Origin of the sequence: Neisseria subflava (assembly GCF_003044645.1) — a bacterium.
Taxonomy (GTDB): Bacteria; Pseudomonadota; Gammaproteobacteria; order Burkholderiales; family Neisseriaceae; genus Neisseria; species Neisseria subflava_B.
Genome location: NZ_POXL01000010.1, coordinates 1 through 18,631 on the forward strand (window position 1 = coordinate 1; position 18,631 = coordinate 18,631).

Consider the following 18,631-nt stretch of genomic DNA (forward strand, 5'->3'; position numbering starts at 1 on the left):
GGCCGAACCGCTTGCCGGTTCGGGATGAAGGGCGGCTTTGTATGGGCAGTGGCAATGAGAGTTTGGACCAGTGGGGGCTTCTATTGGGTAAAGGGATGAACGGATAAGGTGCCTCTTGTTGGATAGGAAAAGATAAAGGGAATTAAAGATATGTACTTAAAAGCATTTGACGGAAAACGGAATGGGGCAACTGTGCAGAGGGGCTACTCATTGGTACAGCTGTTGGTTTCGATATTGGCGACGTAAGATATTAGGCCGTCTGAAAGATACTTAAGAATAGTTTTCAGACGGCCTTGTTGTAAGATGAATTTTTGATATTGGCGTACTTTTTTAAATACAGATAAAATCCCTGCTAATTATTTATAACGATATTTTTAGGATACACAGTGCTTGCTTTGGATTATTGTCATCAAAAGGCTGCAGAAAGCCATTCCAGTTTTTTATCCGGCTTTCGTTTTTTATCGGTAGAAAAACGAAATGCGATCACTGTTTTATATGCTTTTTGTCGCGAACTGGATGATGTGGTCGATGGCTGTACCGATCCGAATGTAGCTCAGATAACGTTGAATTGGTGGCGCAGTGATTTGGAGAAAGTATTTAATAATGAGATGCCGGAGCATCCCGTTCATCAAGCTTTAAAAGATATTCGGGAAAATTTTGATTTGCCGAAGAATGAATTTGAAGCTTTGATTGATGGGATGCAGATGGATTTGGAGCAGGCTCGTTATGGTAGTTTTGATGAATTAAAGCTGTATTGTCACCGTGTTGCCGGAGTTGTGGGGCGTCTTATTGCACGGATTTTAGGTTTTTCCAATCCGAAAACTTTGGAATATGCGGACAAAATGGGCTTGGCTTTGCAGTTGACGAATATTATTCGCGATGTGGGCGAAGATGCGCGGCAGGGAAGAATTTATCTGCCGATAGAGGAAATGCAGAAATTTGATGTGCCTGCCAACGTCATTATGCAATGTAAACCGACAGACAATTTTGCGAAATTAATGCAGTTTCAAGTGGATAGGGCGCGTGAAACTTATCGTGAGGCTATGTTGCTTTTGCCGGCTGCGGATAAGAAATCGCAAAAAGTCGGCCTGATTATGGCGGCTATTTATTATGCGCTGTTGAATGAAATTGACCGTGATGGCGCACAAAATGTTTTGACTTACAAAATTGCGATTCCTTCTCCCCGTAAAAAACGTATTGCTTTGAAAACTTGGCTGTTTGGATTTAAACCATGAATACTCAGCGTCCAAAAATTGCTGTGATTGGTGCCGGTTGGGCAGGTTTGTCTGCGGCGGTTTCTCTAATTCATCGAGCTGATATTGCTTTGTTTGAGGCCGGGAGACAGGCAGGCGGTAGGGCGCGTGCCTTAGCCGGGAAAAATGATGGATTCAGCTTTTTGGATAATGGGCAGCATATCTTGTTGGGCGCGTATCATGGTGTTCAAACTTTGATGCAACATATTGGCGTTCAACCTGAGTCAGCCTTTTTACGCCAGCCTTTGCAATGGTACATCCATGAGGGATTGCAGTTTCAGACGGCCTCTCTGCCTACACCGTGGCATTTGCTTGTCGGTATCCTGCGTGCAAAAAATCTTTCCTTTTCATTGAAAATCAAATTGCTGTCGGATATGTCGGCATTGCAGCGGTGGGTAGCTCATCATAAAACCGATTTGACGGTTGCGAAGTGGTTGAGAACACGAAATGTTCCGCGCAGCCTGCTTGGACAATTTTGGCAACCTTTGGTCTGGGGTGCCTTAAATACGCCGTTAGAACAGGCATCGTTACGCATTTTATGCAATGTATTGAATGATGGCGTGTGGTCTGAAAAGGCGAACAGCGATTATCTTTTGCCCAAGCAGGATTTAGGGCGGATCGTAGCCGAACCAGCTTTGGATTTTCTACACAAACATGGTGCAAAAATACATCTTGAAACCCGTATTACACATTTAAACCATCATATCGATGGCCGAATTGAAATCAATGGCGAAGTATTTGATGCGGTGATTTTGGCTGTTGCGCCATATCATGTTGACGCGCTTTTGCCTGAAGATACGCCTGACTATATTCAGACGGCCTATCAATCGTTGCATTACCATGCGATTACTACGGTTTATTTGCGTTATGCCCAAGCAGTCAAGCTGCCTGCGCCTTTAACCGGGTTTGCCGATGGTACGGCGCAGTGGGTGCTGCATCGGGGGGCGTTGGGTTTGCCGGATAATGAAGTCGCGGTCGTCATCAGCGTTTCCGATTACACCGAAGCTTGGAAGGATAAAGATTTGGCCGAGAAAATTCATGCGGACATTAAGCGGGTTTGTCCGGATTTGGATAAGCCCGAAGCCGTACGCATTATTACGGAAAAACGCGCGACTACGGCGGCAACGGTTGATTTTGTACAACCTGATTTCTCATGGTTGCACCATCGCCGTATTTATCCGGCCGGCGACTATCTTCATCCGCGCTATCCGGCAACATTGGAGGCTGCTGTTCAGTCTGGCTTTGCAGCGGCTGAAAAGCTTATGCTGGATTTGAGGGTTGAATAAACTGAGGCCGTCTGAATGTTCAGACGGCCTTTTTGACTTTACAAAACTTACCAAGCCGATACAATATCCGAAACCATAAAGTTCAAGGAAAAGTCATGACGACATTAGCGAACAAAACCATCTTGATTACCGGCGCATCCCAAGGCTTGGGCGAGCAGGTTGCCAAAGCCTATGCAGCTGCCGGAGCAACTGTCATTTTGGTGGCGCGTCATCAAAAGCGTTTAGAAAAAGTATATGATGCCATTGTGGCTGCGGGCAGCCCTGAGCCGTTTGCCATCTGCTTTGATTTGATGAGCGCGGAGGAGAAAGAGTTTAAGCAATTTGCGGAAACTATTGATGAAGCAACCGGCGGAAAATTGGATGGCGTGGTGCATTGTGCCAGTTATTTCTATGCCTTGTCGCCATTGGACTTCCAAACCGTATCGGAATGGGTCAACCAATACCGCATCAATACCGTTGCGCCTATGGGCTTGACCCGTGCGCTGTTCCCATTGTTGAAGCAATCCGAAGACGCTTCTGTGATTTTTGTCGGCGAAAGCCACGGCGAAAAACCGCAAGCCTATTGGGGCGGTTTCGGTGCTTCCAAAGCCGCACTCAATTATTTGTGTAAAGTGGCGGCGGACGAGTGGGAACGTTTTGACAACCTGCGTGCTAATGTTTTGGTGCCGGGTGCCATCAATTCGCCGCAACGTATCAAATCTCATCCGGGCGAATCGAAAAGTGAACGTAAAAACTACGAAGATATCCTGCCGCAATTTATTTGGTGGGCAAGTCAAGAGAGCAGGGGGCGGACAGGCGAAATCGTCTATCTGTAAATCTACCTGCTCAGAGTGGTTTGAAAACATGAGGCCGTCTGAAATCTATATTTTCAGACGGCCTTTAACCTATTGAGTTTTATATCTAAATAATGTTGAAGTGTAATGTTTGACGTTTTAGCAGGCAAACATCAGGCTGGCACAAAATTAGATATAGTAATCTAAGTTATAGTTATATTGGATAAATATGACGGAATTTGACTTTATCAGACAATATTTGCAGCGACAAAAATCGGAAGGTCTGATTTTGGGTATAGGGGACGATGCCGCTATTATTCGCCCAAGTAACGGATTTGATTTATGTTTTAGCGCTGATATGTTGGTCAAAGGCAGACATTTTTTTGAAGATGTTTTGCCCGAAGATTTGGCATGGAAAATGCTTGCAGTAAATTTGTCCGATATGGCCGCAATGGGAGCCAAGCCGCGTTGGGTGTTGCTCAGTGCTGCGTTGCCTGAATTGAATCAAGACTGGCTCAAACGCTTTTGCGATAGCTTTTTTGCTTTGGCTGCGCGTTTTGATACGGTGTTGATTGGTGGCGATACCACCAAAGGCGATTTGGTCTTTAATGTAACAATAGTAGGTGAAGTTCCGACAGGGCATGCCCTGCGGCGTGATGCGGCCGAAGTCGGCGACGATATTTGGGTATCGGGTCGGTTGGGTTTGGCTGCCGCTGCGTTGAACAAACATCTGGGGCATTATCAATTGCCGTCTGAAATCATGGCGGTTTGCGATGATAAATTGCTCCGTCCGGAACCGCGTGTTTCATTGGGTCAGGCATTGTTGCCGTTTGCCCATGCTGCGCAAGATGTTTCAGACGGCCTGGCTCAAGATGTGGGGCATATTTTAAAAGCTTCTGCTGTCGGGGCGGAAATATTTGCCGATTGTGTGCCGTCGTTGCCTGAATTGAAAAACGTTTTGTCGCACGAACAATGGTTGTCGGCAGTATTAGCCGGCGGCGATGATTACGAACTGATTTTTACTGCTGCTCCAGAACATAGGGAACGCGTTTATCAGGTAGCGGAACAAAGTGGCGTACCGGTCGCCCGAATTGGTAAAATGACTGACTCAGGCCGTCTGAATATTTTGGATGCCGAAGGCGGCGTATTGGAACTGACTTCTTTAGGATTTGATCATTTTGGCTGAACGTAAACCTACTTTTTCTTGGCTGTTGCAAAAACCATTGTGTTTTTTAGGCTTCGGTTTCGGCAGCGGCTTGTCGCCGGTTGCGCCGGGTACGGCCGGAACGCTGGCAGCATTACCTCTGGCTTTTGTATTGTGCCTGTTGGGCATAGACGGCTGGATATTACTTTTATTGTGTATCGCCCTGTTTTTCTGGGGTATCCGCATTTGCGGTTATACCGAGAGGGAACTGGGTATTCAGGATTACGGCGGTATCGTCTGGGATGAAATTGTCGCGATGCTGCTGGTGCTGTCGCTGATTCCGTTTAAATGGAGCTGGTGGCTGGCGGCTTTTGTTATTTTCCGCTTGTTTGATGCGTTGAAACCATGGCCGATCAAATGGTTTGACCGGCGGATTCATGGAGGTTTAGGCATTATGCTTGATGATTTGATTGCGGCTGCGATGACCTTGATGGTCTTGGGCCTGTTTTATTGGATCGCGTGATGCGTTTTAAGTGTTTCGACCCTTTGCAAAAATAGGGCGGGCACGCCGGAATTATCCGGATTGAAATAAAATAAATACCATACGGGGTAAACAATTATGAATGAAATCGAGATTAACGTGGAGCCGCGTTATATGGCCGGTCAGAGCGACGTCTATCGCGACCGCTACGCCTTCAATTATCTGATTACCATCTGCAACCGCAGTGATGAAATCATTACTTTGCGTCAGCGTTTTTGGGAAATCACCGACGGACACGGTGAAACAGAGCAGGTCGGTCATGCCGGCCTGATTGAAGAGCAACCTGTTTTGTACCCGGGCGAAGCCTATGAGTACAACAGCGGTTCGCAAATCAGCACGCCTTGGGGCAGCATCGAAGGCGCGTATGAGTTTGAAGACAGCATCGGCAAACGTTTCGTTATCGGGGTGCCGAAGCTTGAATTCAAAGCAGGCTTTACTTTGCAATAGGCCGTCTGAAAAAAAACAAAACCGGAACATGTGAAATGTTCCGGTTTTGTTTTTTCAGACGGCCTTATCAGTCTTTGCAAGGCTGTACCAATACCCACGGCGCTACAACGACCGCCCACATTTCCTGATTATCCGCTAAAAATGTGCGCGCCATATCATCGCTGATGGCACCGAATTTGCCTTGTTCCATCCATTGTTTCAATGGCGCGGCTTCATCTTCGGAAACATGGCGGGCGACGGCAATCAAATCCAAATCGGGCGCCACATAGACGGCGGCTCCGCGTGCGAAGTGGGGTTGCAGCTCTTCCCATGAAATGCGGGCGGTTTCGGTATTGAGTTTTTCGTTTAAGAGTGGAATAGACATAGGACGATCATCAAATAAAAAACGGATTGTAACCGATATTCGGCCTTTTGCCCGATGCCGTCTGAAAACGAAAGAAATTTACAGGGTTAACGTTATACAGTATCATTTTAATGTTTTAATTTTCTTTCAGACGGCCTGTTGTCCGTATTCGGGCAAGGGCGGTTTTAGGCTTATGAATTCTGTATTGTTGACCGGATTGCTGCAAAGGCTGCTGATTGCGCTTGTCGCATTGGCGACGTTGTGGGCTGTATATTTTTGGGCGGTATCGCCATGAGTATCGTGGTGGAAAATCTGACGGTCAGCTATCAGCGAAGGCCGGTGGTGCACCATGTTGATATGGTGTTTGAAGATGGCAAGATGTGGACGATTTTCGGGCCGAACGGCGCGGGTAAATCGACTTTGCTCAAAGCCATTATGGGCTTGCAGAAGACGGACACGGGCAGCGTGCGCTATGAAAATATGGCGCGCAAGGACATTGCCTATCTGCCGCAGCAGTCGGATATTGACCGCAGCCAGCCGATGACGGTGTTTGAACTGGCGGCGATGGGGCTGTGGTATGAAATCGGCTTTTTCGGGCGTGTGAACGCGGCGCAGAAAAAGCGTGTGATGGCGGCTTTAGAACGCGTGGAAATGCAGGATTTTGCCACACGCCAAATTGCGCATTTGTCCAATGGCCAGTTCCAACGCGTATTGTTTGCGCGGATGCTGGTGCAGGATGCCAAATTTTTGCTGCTGGATGAACCGTTTAACGCGGTGGACGCGCGGACGACTTATGCGCTGTTGGAAGTTTTGCGCCAGTGCCATCAGGACGGTCAGGCAGTGATTGCCGTGTTGCATGATTACGAGCAGGTGAGGGCATATTTTGCCAACACGCTGCTTTTGGCGCGTGAAAAAGTGACTGCCGGTGCGACGGAAAATGTGTTGACTGATGAATTTTTGGCGCAGGCCAACCGAATGATGCAGAAACAGGAAGCGGCCGATTGGTGCGCGGTTTAATGGACAAGGCCGTCTGAAAGTAAGTGTTTTTCAGACGGCATCAGGCTTTCAGAGATTAATAAAAAAGCGATAAAACATGGATTTATATGATTTGGTCGTCGCGCCGTTCGCCGAATTTGACTTTATGCGCTATGCCTTGGCGTCGATTTTCTGTCTGGCATTGAGCGCGGCGCCTGTCGGTGTGTTTTTGGTAATGCGCCGCATGAGTTTGGTGGGCGATGCCTTGAGCCATGCAGTTTTGCCCGGTGCGGCCATTGGCTATATGTTTGCCGGTTTGAGTTTGCCTGCGATGAGTGTCGGCGGTTTTGCGGCCGGTTTGCTGATGGCTTTGTTAGCAGGTTTGGTCAGCCGGTTTACTTCATTGAAAGAAGACGCGAACTTTGCCGCATTTTATTTGAGCAGCCTTGCCATCGGCGTGGTTTTGGTCAGCAAAAACGGCAGCAGCGTCGATTTGCTGCATTTGCTGTTTGGCTCGGTGTTGGCGGTGGATATTCCGGCTTTGCAGCTGATTGCTGTTTCCGCGAGTGTCACCATTTTGCTGATGGCGGTCATGTTCCGCCCGCTGGTGTTGGAAAGCATAGACCCTTTGTTCCTTAAGGCTGTAGGCGGTAAGGGCGGCTTTTGGCATGTGTTGTTTTTGGTGCTGGTCGTGATGAATCTGGTTGCCGGTTTTCAGGCATTGGGTACGCTGATGTCGGTCGGCTTGATGATGTTGCCGGCAATTACCGCCAGACTGTGGGCGAAAAGCATGGGTTGGCTGATGATTTTGTCTGTCGCATTGGCTTTGCTTTGCGGCTTGGCAGGACTGTTGTTTTCCTACCATATCGAAATCCCGTCCGGCCCTGCGATTATTTTATGCTGCGGCACGCTTTACCTGATTTCCGTCGTGTTCGGTTGGGAAGGCGGCATTTTGGCAAAATGGCTGCGCCGCAAGAAACACCGCACGGCATGATTTTTCAGACGGCCGCTTGAATAATCAGGCGGTCTGTCTTATGATGATGTTAATGTTACGTTATATCACTGGAGAGAATATGAAACATTGGAAACTCGGCATCGTTGCCGCATTATTGACCGGTGCCGCTTATGCCGCTCCTTTGCCTGTTGTGACCAGCTTCAGCATTTTGGGCGATGTGGCCAAACAGATTGGTGGTGACCGTGTGGCCGTTCAAAGTTTGGTCGGTGCAAACCAAGACAGCCATGCCTACCACATGACCAGTGGCGACATCAAAAAAATCCGCAGTGCCAAATTGGTATTGCTCAACGGCTTGGGCTTGGAAGCCGCCGATGTACAGCGTGCAGTCAAACAGAGTAAAGTGCCTTTCGCCGAAGCGACCAAAGGCATTCAGGCTTTGAAAACAGAAGAGGGTGGCCATCATCATGACCACGATCACGAAGGCCATCATCACGATCACGGCGAGTTTGACCCGCACGTTTGGACAGACCCCGTCCTGATGGGTACTTATGCGCAAAACGTTGCCAATGCTTTGATTCAAGCCGACCCTGAAGGCAAAACCTACTATCAGCAACGTTTGGGTAACTATCAAATGCAGCTGAAAAAACTGCACAGCGATGTGCAGGCTGCCTTTAATGCAGTGCCTGCCGCCAAACGTAAAGTCTTGACCGGACACGATGCGTTCTCTTACATGGGCAAACGCTACAATATTGAATTTATCGCCCCACAAGGCGTGAGCAGCGAAGCCGAGCCGTCTGCCAAACAAGTGGCTTCCATCATCCGCCAAATCAAACGCGAGGGCATTAAAGCCGTCTTTACTGAAAACATCAAAGACACGCGCATGATTGACCGTATTGCCAAAGAAACCGGCGTCAATGTCAGCGGACGTTTGTATTCCGATGCATTGGGTGGCGCGCCGGCCAACAGCTACATCGGCATGTATCGCTACAATGTTAAAGTTTTGACCGATGCCATGAAAAAATAAAGCGGCTTAAGGATAAAGGCCGTCTGAAACCTTAAAAACAAGGTTTCAGACGGCCTTTTATATGCTTATTTTTAAAATAAACCGTCAAATTTTAAATATAAAAATAAAATTTGTGCTATTGAAAGTTTAATTATCAAAAATTCATGCTAATTTGCTTACTAAGTACGCACCATCCGTGCGAATTGCTTATCGGCTGTCCGTCAGCCACTCACGGCTTGACTTCACCCTGTTACAATTCGGCATCTTCACGTTTCTTAATATTACATCATGAGCAACCATTCGTCTTGGTCATCCAAAATCGGCTTTGTGCTTGCGGCGGCAGGCTCGGCCATCGGTTTGGGTGCAATTTGGAAATTCCCTTATACAGCCGGTACCAACGGCGGCGCCGTATTCTTTCTTTTGTTTTTGATTTTTACGATTTTGGTAGCCTTGCCGGTTCAACTGGCCGAGTTTTACATCGGCCGTACGGGCGGTAAAAACGCCATCGATTCTTTCAAAGCATTGCGTCCGGGTTCGCAGTGGCCGTGGGTCGGCCGCATGGGCGTGGCCGCGTGTTTTATTTTGCTGTCGTTTTACAGTGTGGTCGGCGGCTGGGTATTGAACTATGTGGTACACAGTTTTACCGGCGAAATTCACGTTGGCGCAGACTTTAAGGCCCTGTTTGAAAATACGATTTCTTCACCGTTTGGCTCGCTGTTTTACCAAGGTTTGTTCATGCTGATTACCATTTGGGTGGTCAAAGGCGGCGTTTCAGACGGCATTGAAAAGGCAAACCGCGTGTTGATGCCGGGTTTGTTTATCCTCTTTATCGCGCTGGCTATCCGTTCGCTGACCTTGCCCGGTGCAATGGACGGTGTGGCATTTTTGTTGAAACCGGATTGGTCGTATTTGAAACCGGGCACGATGCTGACTGCTTTGGGACAGGCATTTTTTGCCTTGAGTATCGGCGTGTCCGCGATGATTACCTATGCTTCGTATTTGGGTAAAGATCAGGATATGTTCCGTTCCGGCCATATGATTATGTGGATGAACCTGTTTGTGTCGCTGCTGGCCGGTTTGGTGATTTTCCCTGCGGTATTTGCCTTCGGTTTTGAACCCGGTCAAGGCCCAGGTTTGATTTTTGTTGTGTTGCCTGCGGTATTCATGAAAATGCCGATGGGTACATATTTGTTTGCCGTGTTTATGCTGTTGGTTGTCTTTGCGACGCTGACTTCCGCGTTTTCCATGTTGGAAACCGTCATCGCGGCAACCATCCGCCAAGACGAGAAAAAGCGCAGCAGCCACGCTTGGGTAACCGGCATTGCGATTTTCATAGTCGGTATTCCTTCGGCGCTGTCATTTGGCGTTTGGGGTGAATTTAAGATTTTCGGAAAAACCATTTTTGACTTGTGGGACTTCATTATTTCTGCCGTCATCATGCCGATTGGTGCATTGAGCGTTGCCGTGTTTACATCATGGGTTCAGGACAAACAGTCTGTCCTGCGTGATGCGGGCATGGGCAGCACCATTCCGAAACAGCTGCTTTACCTGTGGTTGGGTGCGCTTCGCTATCTTGCGCCGATTGCGATTATTGTGGTGTTCATCAATTCTTTGGGTTTGATTTAATCCGATAGTGAGCAAACAGTCTGGCGTTGCATTGCTTCGACGGACTGTTTGTTTAAAAACATCATTAAAAATATTAAGGCCGTCTGAAAAATTTTCAGACGGCCTTTTTATATACACGCGAGGCTGATTAGAACTTCGCTTGCAGTCTCAACCATGCAGTACGGCCGGGTTCGTTCACGCGCATGGTTTGTGTACCGGCAGAAGGGTCGCCGCCGCGGCTGACGAATTCAGCATAGGTTTTGTTGAACACGTTGTCCACGCCGCCTTGCAATGTGGCGTATTTGCTGAATTTCCAACCGGCGTTAAGCGAGAGTACGCCAAAGCCTGAAGAAGCGCCGATGTCTTGGCCGATGATATTGCCTTGGCCTTTGCTGTAACGGTTTTGTTTGGCTACGACGCGCCATAATGCGCCCGCGCTGAATTTGCCGTTGTCAAAGGCGAGGGTATTGTTCCACTCGAGCGGCGGAGTTTGTGCCAAAGGTTTGCCGTCGGTACGGTTTTTGCCGTGGGTGTAGGCGAGGCTGGTGCCGACTTCCCAGTTAGGCGCAAATGTCCATTTCACTTCGGCTTCGCCGCCAAAGCGTGAAGCGTTGATGTTGCGTACGTTGAAATCCATGCCTTGGCGCTCCATCATGATGAAGTCTTTGATGTTGCTGCCGAATACGGATACAGATGCGTGGAGGTTAGGACGTTTCCAGATTACACCTGCATCGATTTGGCGGTTTTGCTCTGCGCGGATGGCTTTGTTTTCAGAGCGCAGGCGTTCCCAGTAGTCAGGTGCGCGTTCGGCAATACCGAAGCCGGCATAGTATTTCAGGCCGTTGTCCGTATTTCTTTCCCAGCGCAGGAAGCCTGAGTTCAAATTGAATTTTTGATGTTTCAAAACGGGGTCGGTCACGCGCGCGGTATCGTAATGCGCTTTGACTTGGTCATGGCGCAAACCTGCTACCCAGCGTTGATTGTCGGTTTGCTGCCAAGAGGCTTCGGTGAAAATACCCCATTGTTTGAAACTTTGGTTGGGCATGTAAGGCTTGTGGCTGTAGCCGTCTCCGCCACGCTCCATGCGTGCGACGTGGACGTCATCCAGATAATCCAAACCGGTTTGCAGGTTGAGCTTGTCCCAGTCGAAAGTGGCTTTCAGACGGCCTGTATCGGTATTGCGTTTAGGGTTGTTGGCATTTTTAATCTGCTTACCGGCAGGATTGTAGATGGTACGCAGGCTGTATGTGTCCATCACGTGGTCGATTTCGCTTTTACCGTAGCGCAGTTCCAACTCGCTGAACCATGGTGTGAGGTTGCGTTGGGTAAAACGGATATTCCACGCATCACGGTCGAATTTGCTGCCGTCCATCATGCGGTCGGCGTAGGCAACCTTGGCTCTGCTGCGCTCGTATGTACCGGCAATGGTGGTGTTTTCTGTCGGGGTAACACCCAGTTGCAACATTTGGCTGTCGCGTTTGAAGTGGGAGTGAATGCGGTTGCCGTCGCCGTCTTTGTAATCGTCGGCTTCGTTATGGGAGATATTGGTACGGACATAGCCGTATTTGCCGCCGAACTCGGCTTCCAGCGAGCCGTCAAGACGGTCGTTGCTGCCTGCCGTCAGGGTGGCGTTGATGTTGTAAGGTTTTTCAGTGAAATCAGGATCTTTACGGATAAATTGCACCGAGCCGCTGACCAAACCCATACCTTGGGTGACAGTTTGTGGGCCTTTGGTGACCACGACTTTATCAAATGAATTTGGGTGAATATAGGCAGTCGGCGGGTCCATGCGCATACCGCAACCGCCATAAATAAACTGGTCGTCGGCATTGACGGAGAGGCGCGAGCCGCCCAAACCGCGAAATAACGGATCGCCCGAGCTGCCGCCTTTGCGGATGATGCTCATGTTGGGCACGGATTGTAAAAGGTCTGCCCCGTCTCCGGCAGGGAGGGGTTGCAAAGCAGCTTTGGGGTTGAAAGTAACGCGATTGGCTTTTTGTTGTTGTGTGCCGGTGACGGTGACAGGAGAAAGGGTAACCGTTTCTTCAGGTGTAGGATCGGTATCTGCCCATGCTTGGGATACAGCTAAGGCAATGGGTAAGATAAGTAATGGTGGGTATTTCATATCGTTTCTCTCTATTATTAGGAATTATGTTGATTAATACCTAAGTATTATACATAAAGTCTAGTTAAATAGAAGCAGTGGGATTTTAATCTAAATCAATATTTTCAGATTTTTGGCGTATAGGTTGTTTATTAAGATTGGTCATACCAAAATGTTGATTTGAAGGCATTGGTGAGGTTACTTGATAAAAATGAATGTGTTCGAATTAAACTGCTTGCAATGGGGAGAATGGCATTTCTTGACGAAAAAATAGGGGATTGATTAGAATGGGCGGCCAATTGGTCAATCCAATTTATGGCCGTCTGAATAAAACTGTCCTTCAATCATCAGGAATACAACATGACGAAATTGGTTCGTCCTCAAAAAATCAGCGATCAGGTCTTAGCCGTTTTGGAAGAACGTATCGCTACCGGCATTTATGAAGAAGGCAGTAAATTGCCTCCCGAACGTACGCTTGCGGAAGAATTCGGCGTGTCGCGTCCGTCGGTCAGGGTGGCGTTGAATATCTTGATTGCCAAGCAGGTTTTGGAAGCGCGGCAGGGCGATGGCTATTATGTTTCCGTCAAGCCGCAGCAGGATTTTTTACAAAGCTGGCAGGAGTTGCTCGGCAAACATAGCAATTGGGAGACAGACGTTTTCGATTTCAGTTGTCACGTTGAAGGCTGTATGGCGGCGCTGGCCGCCGAAAGACGGACTGATGCCGATTTGAAACGCATTGACTTCTGGCGGCAGAAGTTCGAGACGGCCTGCGAAAGCGGAAATTTGGAGCATCAAGCCGAAGCAGACGTCAGCTTTCATCAAACCATTGCCGATGCCGCGCACAATATCCTGTTCAGTCATCTTTCCAGCAGCCTGCTCAAAATGCTTTATCAGCAAACACGCAGCGGCATTATCTATATCCATCAAACCGAAGACCCGCGCCCGACACTGATTGCCCAGCACCGCGCTATTTTTGAAGCCATTGCCCAGGCCAAACCGGCCGAGGCGGCGGAAGCGGCTAAACTGCATTTAAATTATGTCGCCCGCCGCATTTTGCAGGACAGGGAATATCAAAGCCGCAGCGAGCATGCGGATGTATTGGCGCAAAATGATTTGAAACGGGTAGATTGGTAGCGTTTAAAAATAATCAGGCCGTCTGAATTTTTCAGACGGCCTGATTTTGCAAATAAGGCCTTTTAGTGCCACAATCTTCCTCATTCTGTCTGAAAACAAAGGAAGCACCATGTACCGTCATGTCGAGTATTATCCGGGTGACCCGATTTTGAGTTTGGTTGAAACCTTCAAGCGCGACGAGCGTCCTGAAAAAGTCAATTTGAGCATAGGCATTTATTTTGATGACGAAGGCAAAATGCCGGTTTTGGAATCTGTCCGCCGGGCAGAAGCAGAGCGTGCGGCCGTATCGCGTCCATCGCCTTATCTGCCGATGGAAGGTTTGGACACTTACCGAAGCGCAGTTCAGCATTTGCTGTTTGGCAAGGATAATCCGGCATTGGCAGAAGGTCGCGTTGCGACCGTACAGACTTTAGGCGGCTCGGGGGCGTTGAAAGTCGGTGCCGACTTTTTGCGCCGTTGGTTCCCTGATGCAAAAGCCTATGTCAGCGATCCGACTTGGGACAACCATAAAGGCATTTTTGAAGGCGCAGGTTTTGAAGTGGGGACGTATCCTTATTACAACCCTGAAACCGTCGGCGTGAAATTTGAAGAAATGACTGCGTTTTTCAAAACATTGCCGGAAAACAGCGTCTTGATTTTGCATCCATGCTGTCAAAACCCGACCGGCGTAGATATGTCGAAAGCGCAATGGGATGAAGTGTTGGATATTATCAAAACGCACAAGCTGATTCCGTTTATGGATATTGCCTATCAAGGTTTCGGCGAGGATTTGGACAACGATGCCTATGCAATCCGTAAAGCCGTCGAAATGGGCCTGCCTTTGTTTGTCAGCAACTCTTTCTCGAAAAACCTGTCGCTGTACGGCGAGCGCGTCGGTGGTTTGAGCGTAGTGTGTCCCAATAAGGAAGAAGCAGAGCTGGTGTTCGGACAGTTGAAATTTACCGTCCGCCGTATTTATTCCAGTCCTGCCGCGCATGGCGCATACATCGCTTCTGATGTGATGAACAGCAATGATTTGCGCGCTTTGTGGGAAAACGAGGTTTACGCCATGCGCGACCGCATCCGTGCCATGCGTCAGAAACTTTATGATGTTTTGACGGCCAAAATCCCCAATCGCGATTTCAGCTATTTCATCAAACAGCGCGGCATGTTCAGCTATACAGGCCTGACCGTAGAGCAGGTACACCGCCTACGCGACGAATTTGCCGTTTATTTGCTGGATTCGGGCAGGATGTGTGTGGCAGGATTGAATGCATCGAATATCGATTATGTGGCCGAAGCATTTGCCAAAGTGTTGCAATAGCCGTTCAATCTGAAATTGAATGTAGTTTTATTTGAAGTAAATCAAAAGGCCGTCTGAAAAATTTTCATCTTTCAGACGGCCTATTTATAATTGGCGCACCCAACAGGGATCGAACCTGTGACCTCCAGCTTCGGAAACTGACACTCTTCCAACTGAGCTATGGGTGCGAAAGCCGTAAGGTTAACGCATATTGGCTTTATTGGCAAAGTTTATCTTGAAAGTGTCTGAAAGTGGCATTGGCGGTCACTTTTTTGCATGGCTGGAATAATCAATTAACTACAAAGGCTTAGCAGAATTTAGATGGCCTTTTGAGGATTTTTGCGTATCTTTTTCTCAAGATGGATTGGAAAGCCTTTGCGAATTCAGTATAATCCAGCAAAATATTGTTAACTGCGTTTAACACATAAACTATAACTTACAGCACAACCTAACCTAACGGCGAGGCCTACCAAATGAAACAACTCCGCGACCACAAAGCCCAAGGCTCTGCATTGTTCACCCTTGTGAGCGGTATCGTTATTGTCATTGCAGTGATTTACTTCCTGATTAAACTGGCGGGAAGCGGTTCATTCGGCGATGTTGCCGAAACAACCGAAGCTGCGACTCAAACCCGTATCCAGCCAGTCGGCCAACTGAAATTGGGCGACGGTATTCCAGTCGGCGAGCGTCAAGGCGATCAGATTTTCAACAAAATCTGTATCCAATGTCACGCGGCGGACAGTATCGTTCCTAATGCGCCTAAATTTGAAAACAAAGGCGATTGGGCACCTCGCATTGCACAAGGTTTCGATACTTTGTTCCAACACGCTCTGAACGGTTTCAACGCAATGCCTGCCAAAGGCGGTGCGGCTGATTTGACCGATCAAGAATTGAAACGAGTCATTACTTACATGGCCAACAAAGCCGGCGGTACTTTCCCTGATCCTGATGCCGCAGCTCCTGCCGATGCAGCCGCTTCCGGTGAAGCCGCTTCCGGTGAAGCCGCTTCAGCTCCGGCGGCTGAAGGTGCAGCTCCTGCAGAAGCCCCTAAAGCAGATGCGGCCAAAGCAGATGACAAAGGCGCGGCAGCTCCAGCAGCCGGTGGCGCAGACGGCAAAAAAGTTTACGAAGCCAACTGCCAAGCATGTCACGGCGGCGCAGTTCCAGGTGTTCCTCATGTGGGTAAAAAAGAAGACTGGGCTCCTCGTATCAAACAAGGTAAAGACACCCTGCACAAACACGCACTCGAAGGCTTTAACGCAATGCCTGCCAAAGGCGGTAACGGTAGCCTGAGCGATGATGAAGTGAAAGCTGCAGTTGATTACATGGCTAATCAGTCTGGTGCTAAATTCTAAGATTTGATTTTGAATCTCGAATAGAAGGCGCATTCTGCAAAAGGATGCGCTTTTTTCGTGCAGGAAATCCAGATCTTGCTATAATACTGAAGTAGTAAATTATTCTCATGATCAAGGGTCGTCTGAAAGATTCAGACGGCCTTCGAATACAATCAAGATTCTTTTAAAGAAGTTCAACCATATTCACATACGACAAAACAATCACGGAGTTATCTCATGGCAAAAAAATATTTCGGTACTGACGGTGTGCGCGGCGAAGTCGGTCAGTTTCCTATCAATCCTGATTTTGTCCTGAAATTAGGCTATGCGGCAGGTCAGGTTTTGGTGCAGCACGAAGGCGAAATCAAACCAACCGTCTTGATCGGTAAAGACACGCGTATTTCAGGCTATATGCTGGAAGCTGCGCTGATTGCCGGTTTTACCGCCGCCGGTGTCAATGTTATTCAAACCGGCCCTCTGCCGACTCCGGGCGTGGCGTATTTGACCCGTGCTTTGCGTTTGTCTGCCGGTGTGATGATTTCTGCTTCCCACAATGTTTATTCCGATAACGGCATTAAATTCTTTGCCGAAGGCGGTGTGAAGTTGAGCGATGAAATTGAGTTGGAAATCGAAGCCAAAATCGATGAAGAAATGAAAACCCAGCCGTCCAGCCGTTTGGGCCGTGCGCGCCGGATTAATGGTGCGGATGACCGCTATATCGAGTTCTGTAAATCCACTTTCCCAAGCCATTTGGACTTGCGCGGTCTGAAATTGGTGGTCGATACCGCGAATGGTGCGGGCTATGCAGTTGCGCCTAAAGTATTCCACGAATTGGGTGCGCAAGTGGTCAGTATCGGTGATGAGCCAAACGGCTACAACATCAATGAGAAATGCGGTGCGACCCATCCGAAAGCTTTGCAAGCTGCCGTACTGCAAAATGAAGCCGATTACGGCATTGCCTTGGATGGCGATGGCGACCGTTTGATGATGGTTGACCGCAATGGCAAAGTGTATGACGGCGACAGTCTGATTTATGTGATTGCCAAAGCACGCGCACACGAAAGTGTGGAAATCGGCGGCGTGGTGGGTACGGTAATGACCAATATGGCGATGGAAGTTGCTTTAAAAGAGCAGGGTGTTGATTTCTGCCGCGCCAAAGTGGGCGACCGCTATGTGTTGGAACAGCTTCATCAACGCGGTTGGCTGATTGGCGGCGAAGCCAGCGGCCATATTTTGTGTATGGACAAACACAATACCGGTGACGGCATCATTTCTGCGCTGCAAGTTTTGGCTGCACTGCAAACCTTGAATCAAGACCTTGCCACCGTTTGCGCCGATTGGCAGCCGTATCCGCAAACCATGATTAACGTCCGCATCAAAAAAGGCCAAAACTGGCAGGATGCTTCTAAAGATGCTTTGGCCGAAGTGGAAAAAGAACTCGAGGGCAAAGGCCGCGTAGTCTTGCGTGCATCCGGTACCGAACCTGTCGTACGCGTGATGGTGGAAGCCAAGCAGGCAGACTGGGCGAAAAAAGGTGCAGAAAAAATTGCCGCTGCCATTCAAGGTCAAAAGTAACAGTGTGTTTGATTTTGAATTGAACTAAATAAAAGGCCGTCTGTTGTTCAGACGGCCTTTGTGTTTTATTAGAAGCTTAGTTGCTCAAGACATCAACGCCTTTAGGAGGCGTAAATTTGAACATACCACTGGAAAGGTTAGGCTTGGTGTTCAAACCGCTGAAGCTGATGCTGGTTTGGTTGCCGAAGCTGTCTTTTAGCTGCATGGCGGCGAGGTTGTCGCCTTTGAAGCCGATGCGGATGTATTGATAGCCGGCGTTGTTTTTCTTAGGCGTAGCCAAAACGTAGTCGATACCGTTAGCTGAACCGTCTTCTTTCAGCGTGTAGCTGCTGTCCAATGCCGTTTTGTTGGAGAGGATGGCGGCAGGGCTGTCGCCGATGGTTTGGTCTTGTGAGGACTTGGTTACTTGCGCCAAATCTACGTCATAGAGCCAAATGGTTTTGCCGTCGCCAACGATGGTTTGTTTGTAGGGTTTGGTGTATTCCCATTTGAACAAGCCAGGGCGCAGGATTTTGAATGTGCCGTGTGTGGTTTGGGTTTTCTTTTTGCTGTGAACGGTTTGGCTGAAGTTGCCGCTGATACCGTCAGCGTCATTATTGAATTTTTTCAGGGCATCCACTGCGCCAGCTTGTGCAAAGCCGATGGCTGAAGAAAGCAGCGCGGCAGCGGTCAGGGTGAACAGTCGGGTAGTTTTCATGTTTTGGTTCCTTGTTCGGAGAGATGGGTTCAGTATAGACGTTATGGTGTAACAGGCAAGGGGCTGAATGGCGGGTTTAATTTGTGTAAATATGAAAAATCCAATCAAGTGACTGAAATAATTTTATTTCTTCAGATGGCCTGCATTTGGTTTTGACGTTTTTTTAATGAAGCACACAAT

Annotated in this window: 17 protein-coding genes and 1 tRNA gene; 14 read left to right on the forward strand and 4 right to left on the reverse strand. The window is 48.5% G+C overall.

Features of this window, described 5'->3' with window-relative positions; genetic code table 11:
* Nucleotides 1-386: 386 nt before the first annotated feature.
* From hpnD to apaG, 6 genes are all read left to right on the forward strand, one after another.
* Nucleotides 387-1,235: a presqualene diphosphate synthase HpnD gene (gene hpnD, locus DBY97_RS10485; protein ID WP_107858290.1), complete on the forward strand. Its 849-nt coding sequence runs from the start codon at nt 387-389 to the stop codon at nt 1,233-1,235.
* Nucleotides 1,232-2,539: a hydroxysqualene dehydroxylase HpnE gene (gene hpnE / locus DBY97_RS10490; protein ID WP_107858291.1), complete on the forward strand. Its 1,308-nt coding sequence runs from the start codon at nt 1,232-1,234 to the stop codon at nt 2,537-2,539. Before hpnD ends, hpnE begins: the two co-directional genes overlap by 4 nt.
* A gap of 95 nt (nt 2,540-2,634) precedes the next feature.
* Complete coding sequence (locus DBY97_RS10495) at nt 2,635-3,354, forward strand: SDR family oxidoreductase (RefSeq protein ID WP_107858292.1); 720 nt, start codon at nt 2,635-2,637, stop codon at nt 3,352-3,354.
* Between the two features lie 187 nt (nt 3,355-3,541).
* Nucleotides 3,542-4,498: a thiamine-phosphate kinase gene (gene thiL, locus DBY97_RS10500; RefSeq protein ID WP_107858293.1), complete on the forward strand. Its 957-nt coding sequence runs from the start codon at nt 3,542-3,544 to the stop codon at nt 4,496-4,498.
* Nucleotides 4,491-4,979: a phosphatidylglycerophosphatase A family protein gene (locus tag DBY97_RS10505; RefSeq protein WP_003685386.1), complete on the forward strand. Its 489-nt coding sequence runs from the start codon at nt 4,491-4,493 to the stop codon at nt 4,977-4,979. Before thiL ends, DBY97_RS10505 begins: the two co-directional genes overlap by 8 nt.
* A 96-nt stretch (nt 4,980-5,075) precedes the next feature.
* On the forward strand, nt 5,076-5,444 hold the full coding sequence (gene apaG, locus DBY97_RS10510; RefSeq protein ID WP_003682575.1) for a Co2+/Mg2+ efflux protein ApaG: 369 nt from the start codon (nt 5,076-5,078) through the stop codon (nt 5,442-5,444).
* A gap of 67 nt (nt 5,445-5,511) precedes the next feature.
* Here the strand turns inward: apaG and DBY97_RS10515 are convergent, their stop codons facing one another.
* The gene (locus DBY97_RS10515; RefSeq protein ID WP_107858294.1) at nt 5,512-5,808 is read right to left on the reverse strand and encodes a DUF2288 domain-containing protein; all 297 of its coding nucleotides are present in this window, start codon (nt 5,806-5,808) and stop codon (nt 5,512-5,514) included.
* A gap of 270 nt (nt 5,809-6,078) precedes the next feature.
* Here DBY97_RS10515 and DBY97_RS10525 point away from each other — a divergent pair, with 270 nt between their 5' ends.
* From DBY97_RS10525 to DBY97_RS10540, 4 genes are all read left to right on the forward strand, one after another.
* The gene (locus tag DBY97_RS10525) at nt 6,079-6,804 is read left to right on the forward strand and encodes a metal ABC transporter ATP-binding protein (RefSeq protein WP_070607635.1); all 726 of its coding nucleotides are present in this window, start codon (nt 6,079-6,081) and stop codon (nt 6,802-6,804) included.
* 76 nt (nt 6,805-6,880) lie between these two features.
* On the forward strand, nt 6,881-7,756 hold the full coding sequence (locus DBY97_RS10530) for a metal ABC transporter permease (RefSeq protein WP_003685375.1): 876 nt from the start codon (nt 6,881-6,883) through the stop codon (nt 7,754-7,756).
* A 79-nt stretch (nt 7,757-7,835) separates the two neighbouring features.
* Complete coding sequence (locus tag DBY97_RS10535) at nt 7,836-8,741, forward strand: metal ABC transporter solute-binding protein, Zn/Mn family (protein WP_107858295.1); 906 nt, start codon at nt 7,836-7,838, stop codon at nt 8,739-8,741.
* A gap of 267 nt (nt 8,742-9,008) precedes the next feature.
* Nucleotides 9,009-10,346 carry a sodium-dependent transporter gene (locus DBY97_RS10540; protein WP_107858296.1) on the forward strand — a complete coding sequence of 446 codons (1,338 nt, stop codon included), beginning with the start codon at nt 9,009-9,011 and terminating at the stop codon, nt 10,344-10,346.
* Nucleotides 10,347-10,473: 127 nt separating this feature from the next.
* Here DBY97_RS10540 and DBY97_RS10545 read toward each other — a convergent pair whose 3' ends face one another.
* The gene (locus DBY97_RS10545) at nt 10,474-12,450 is read right to left on the reverse strand and encodes a TonB-dependent copper receptor (RefSeq protein ID WP_107858297.1); all 1,977 of its coding nucleotides are present in this window, start codon (nt 12,448-12,450) and stop codon (nt 10,474-10,476) included.
* 339 nt (nt 12,451-12,789) lie between these two features.
* Between DBY97_RS10545 and DBY97_RS10550 the strand changes: the two genes are divergently transcribed.
* The gene (locus DBY97_RS10550) at nt 12,790-13,563 is read left to right on the forward strand and encodes a FadR/GntR family transcriptional regulator (protein ID WP_107858298.1); all 774 of its coding nucleotides are present in this window, start codon (nt 12,790-12,792) and stop codon (nt 13,561-13,563) included.
* Nucleotides 13,564-13,672: 109 nt separating this feature from the next.
* Complete coding sequence (locus DBY97_RS10555; protein WP_107858299.1) at nt 13,673-14,866, forward strand: aromatic amino acid transaminase; 1,194 nt, start codon at nt 13,673-13,675, stop codon at nt 14,864-14,866.
* Between the two features lie 91 nt (nt 14,867-14,957).
* Here the strand turns inward: DBY97_RS10555 and DBY97_RS10560 are convergent.
* Nucleotides 14,958-15,033, reverse strand: a tRNA-Arg gene (locus DBY97_RS10560).
* Nucleotides 15,034-15,318: 285 nt separating this feature from the next.
* On the opposite strand from DBY97_RS10560, the gene DBY97_RS10565 reads away from it, so the two are divergent.
* On the forward strand, nt 15,319-16,200 hold the full coding sequence (locus tag DBY97_RS10565) for a c-type cytochrome (RefSeq protein WP_107858300.1): 882 nt from the start codon (nt 15,319-15,321) through the stop codon (nt 16,198-16,200).
* A 216-nt stretch (nt 16,201-16,416) separates the two neighbouring features.
* On the forward strand, nt 16,417-17,754 hold the full coding sequence (gene glmM, locus DBY97_RS10570; RefSeq protein WP_107858301.1) for a phosphoglucosamine mutase: 1,338 nt from the start codon (nt 16,417-16,419) through the stop codon (nt 17,752-17,754).
* Nucleotides 17,755-17,830: 76 nt separating this feature from the next.
* Here glmM and lolA read toward each other — a convergent pair whose 3' ends face one another.
* Nucleotides 17,831-18,451 carry an outer membrane lipoprotein chaperone LolA gene (lolA, locus tag DBY97_RS10575; protein ID WP_003682545.1) on the reverse strand — a complete coding sequence of 207 codons (621 nt, stop codon included), beginning with the start codon at nt 18,449-18,451 and terminating at the stop codon, nt 17,831-17,833.
* Nucleotides 18,452-18,631: the final 180 nt, after the last annotated feature.

Bases quoted from the DNA above. Each gene is read 5' to 3' on its own strand.
- DBY97_RS10545 (WP_107858297.1), bottom strand. From the start codon at position 12,450: ATGAAATACCCACCATTACTTATCTTACCCATTGCCTTAGCTGTATCC.
- apaG (WP_003682575.1), top strand. From the start codon at position 5,076: ATGAATGAAATCGAGATTAACGTGGAGCCGCGTTATATGGCCGGTCAG.
- DBY97_RS10555 (WP_107858299.1), top strand. From the start codon at position 13,673: ATGTACCGTCATGTCGAGTATTATCCGGGTGACCCGATTTTGAGTTTG.
- DBY97_RS10515 (WP_107858294.1), bottom strand. From the start codon at position 5,808: ATGTCTATTCCACTCTTAAACGAAAAACTCAATACCGAAACCGCCCGC.
- glmM (WP_107858301.1), top strand. From the start codon at position 16,417: ATGGCAAAAAAATATTTCGGTACTGACGGTGTGCGCGGCGAAGTCGGT.
- hpnE (WP_107858291.1), top strand. From the start codon at position 1,232: ATGAATACTCAGCGTCCAAAAATTGCTGTGATTGGTGCCGGTTGGGCA.
- DBY97_RS10565 (WP_107858300.1), top strand. From the start codon at position 15,319: ATGAAACAACTCCGCGACCACAAAGCCCAAGGCTCTGCATTGTTCACC.
- DBY97_RS10530 (WP_003685375.1), top strand. From the start codon at position 6,881: ATGGATTTATATGATTTGGTCGTCGCGCCGTTCGCCGAATTTGACTTT.
- lolA (WP_003682545.1), bottom strand. From the start codon at position 18,451: ATGAAAACTACCCGACTGTTCACCCTGACCGCTGCCGCGCTGCTTTCT.
- DBY97_RS10495 (WP_107858292.1), top strand. From the start codon at position 2,635: ATGACGACATTAGCGAACAAAACCATCTTGATTACCGGCGCATCCCAA.
- thiL (WP_107858293.1), top strand. From the start codon at position 3,542: ATGACGGAATTTGACTTTATCAGACAATATTTGCAGCGACAAAAATCG.
- DBY97_RS10540 (WP_107858296.1), top strand. From the start codon at position 9,009: ATGAGCAACCATTCGTCTTGGTCATCCAAAATCGGCTTTGTGCTTGCG.
- DBY97_RS10535 (WP_107858295.1), top strand. From the start codon at position 7,836: ATGAAACATTGGAAACTCGGCATCGTTGCCGCATTATTGACCGGTGCC.
- DBY97_RS10550 (WP_107858298.1), top strand. From the start codon at position 12,790: ATGACGAAATTGGTTCGTCCTCAAAAAATCAGCGATCAGGTCTTAGCC.
- DBY97_RS10525 (WP_070607635.1), top strand. From the start codon at position 6,079: ATGAGTATCGTGGTGGAAAATCTGACGGTCAGCTATCAGCGAAGGCCG.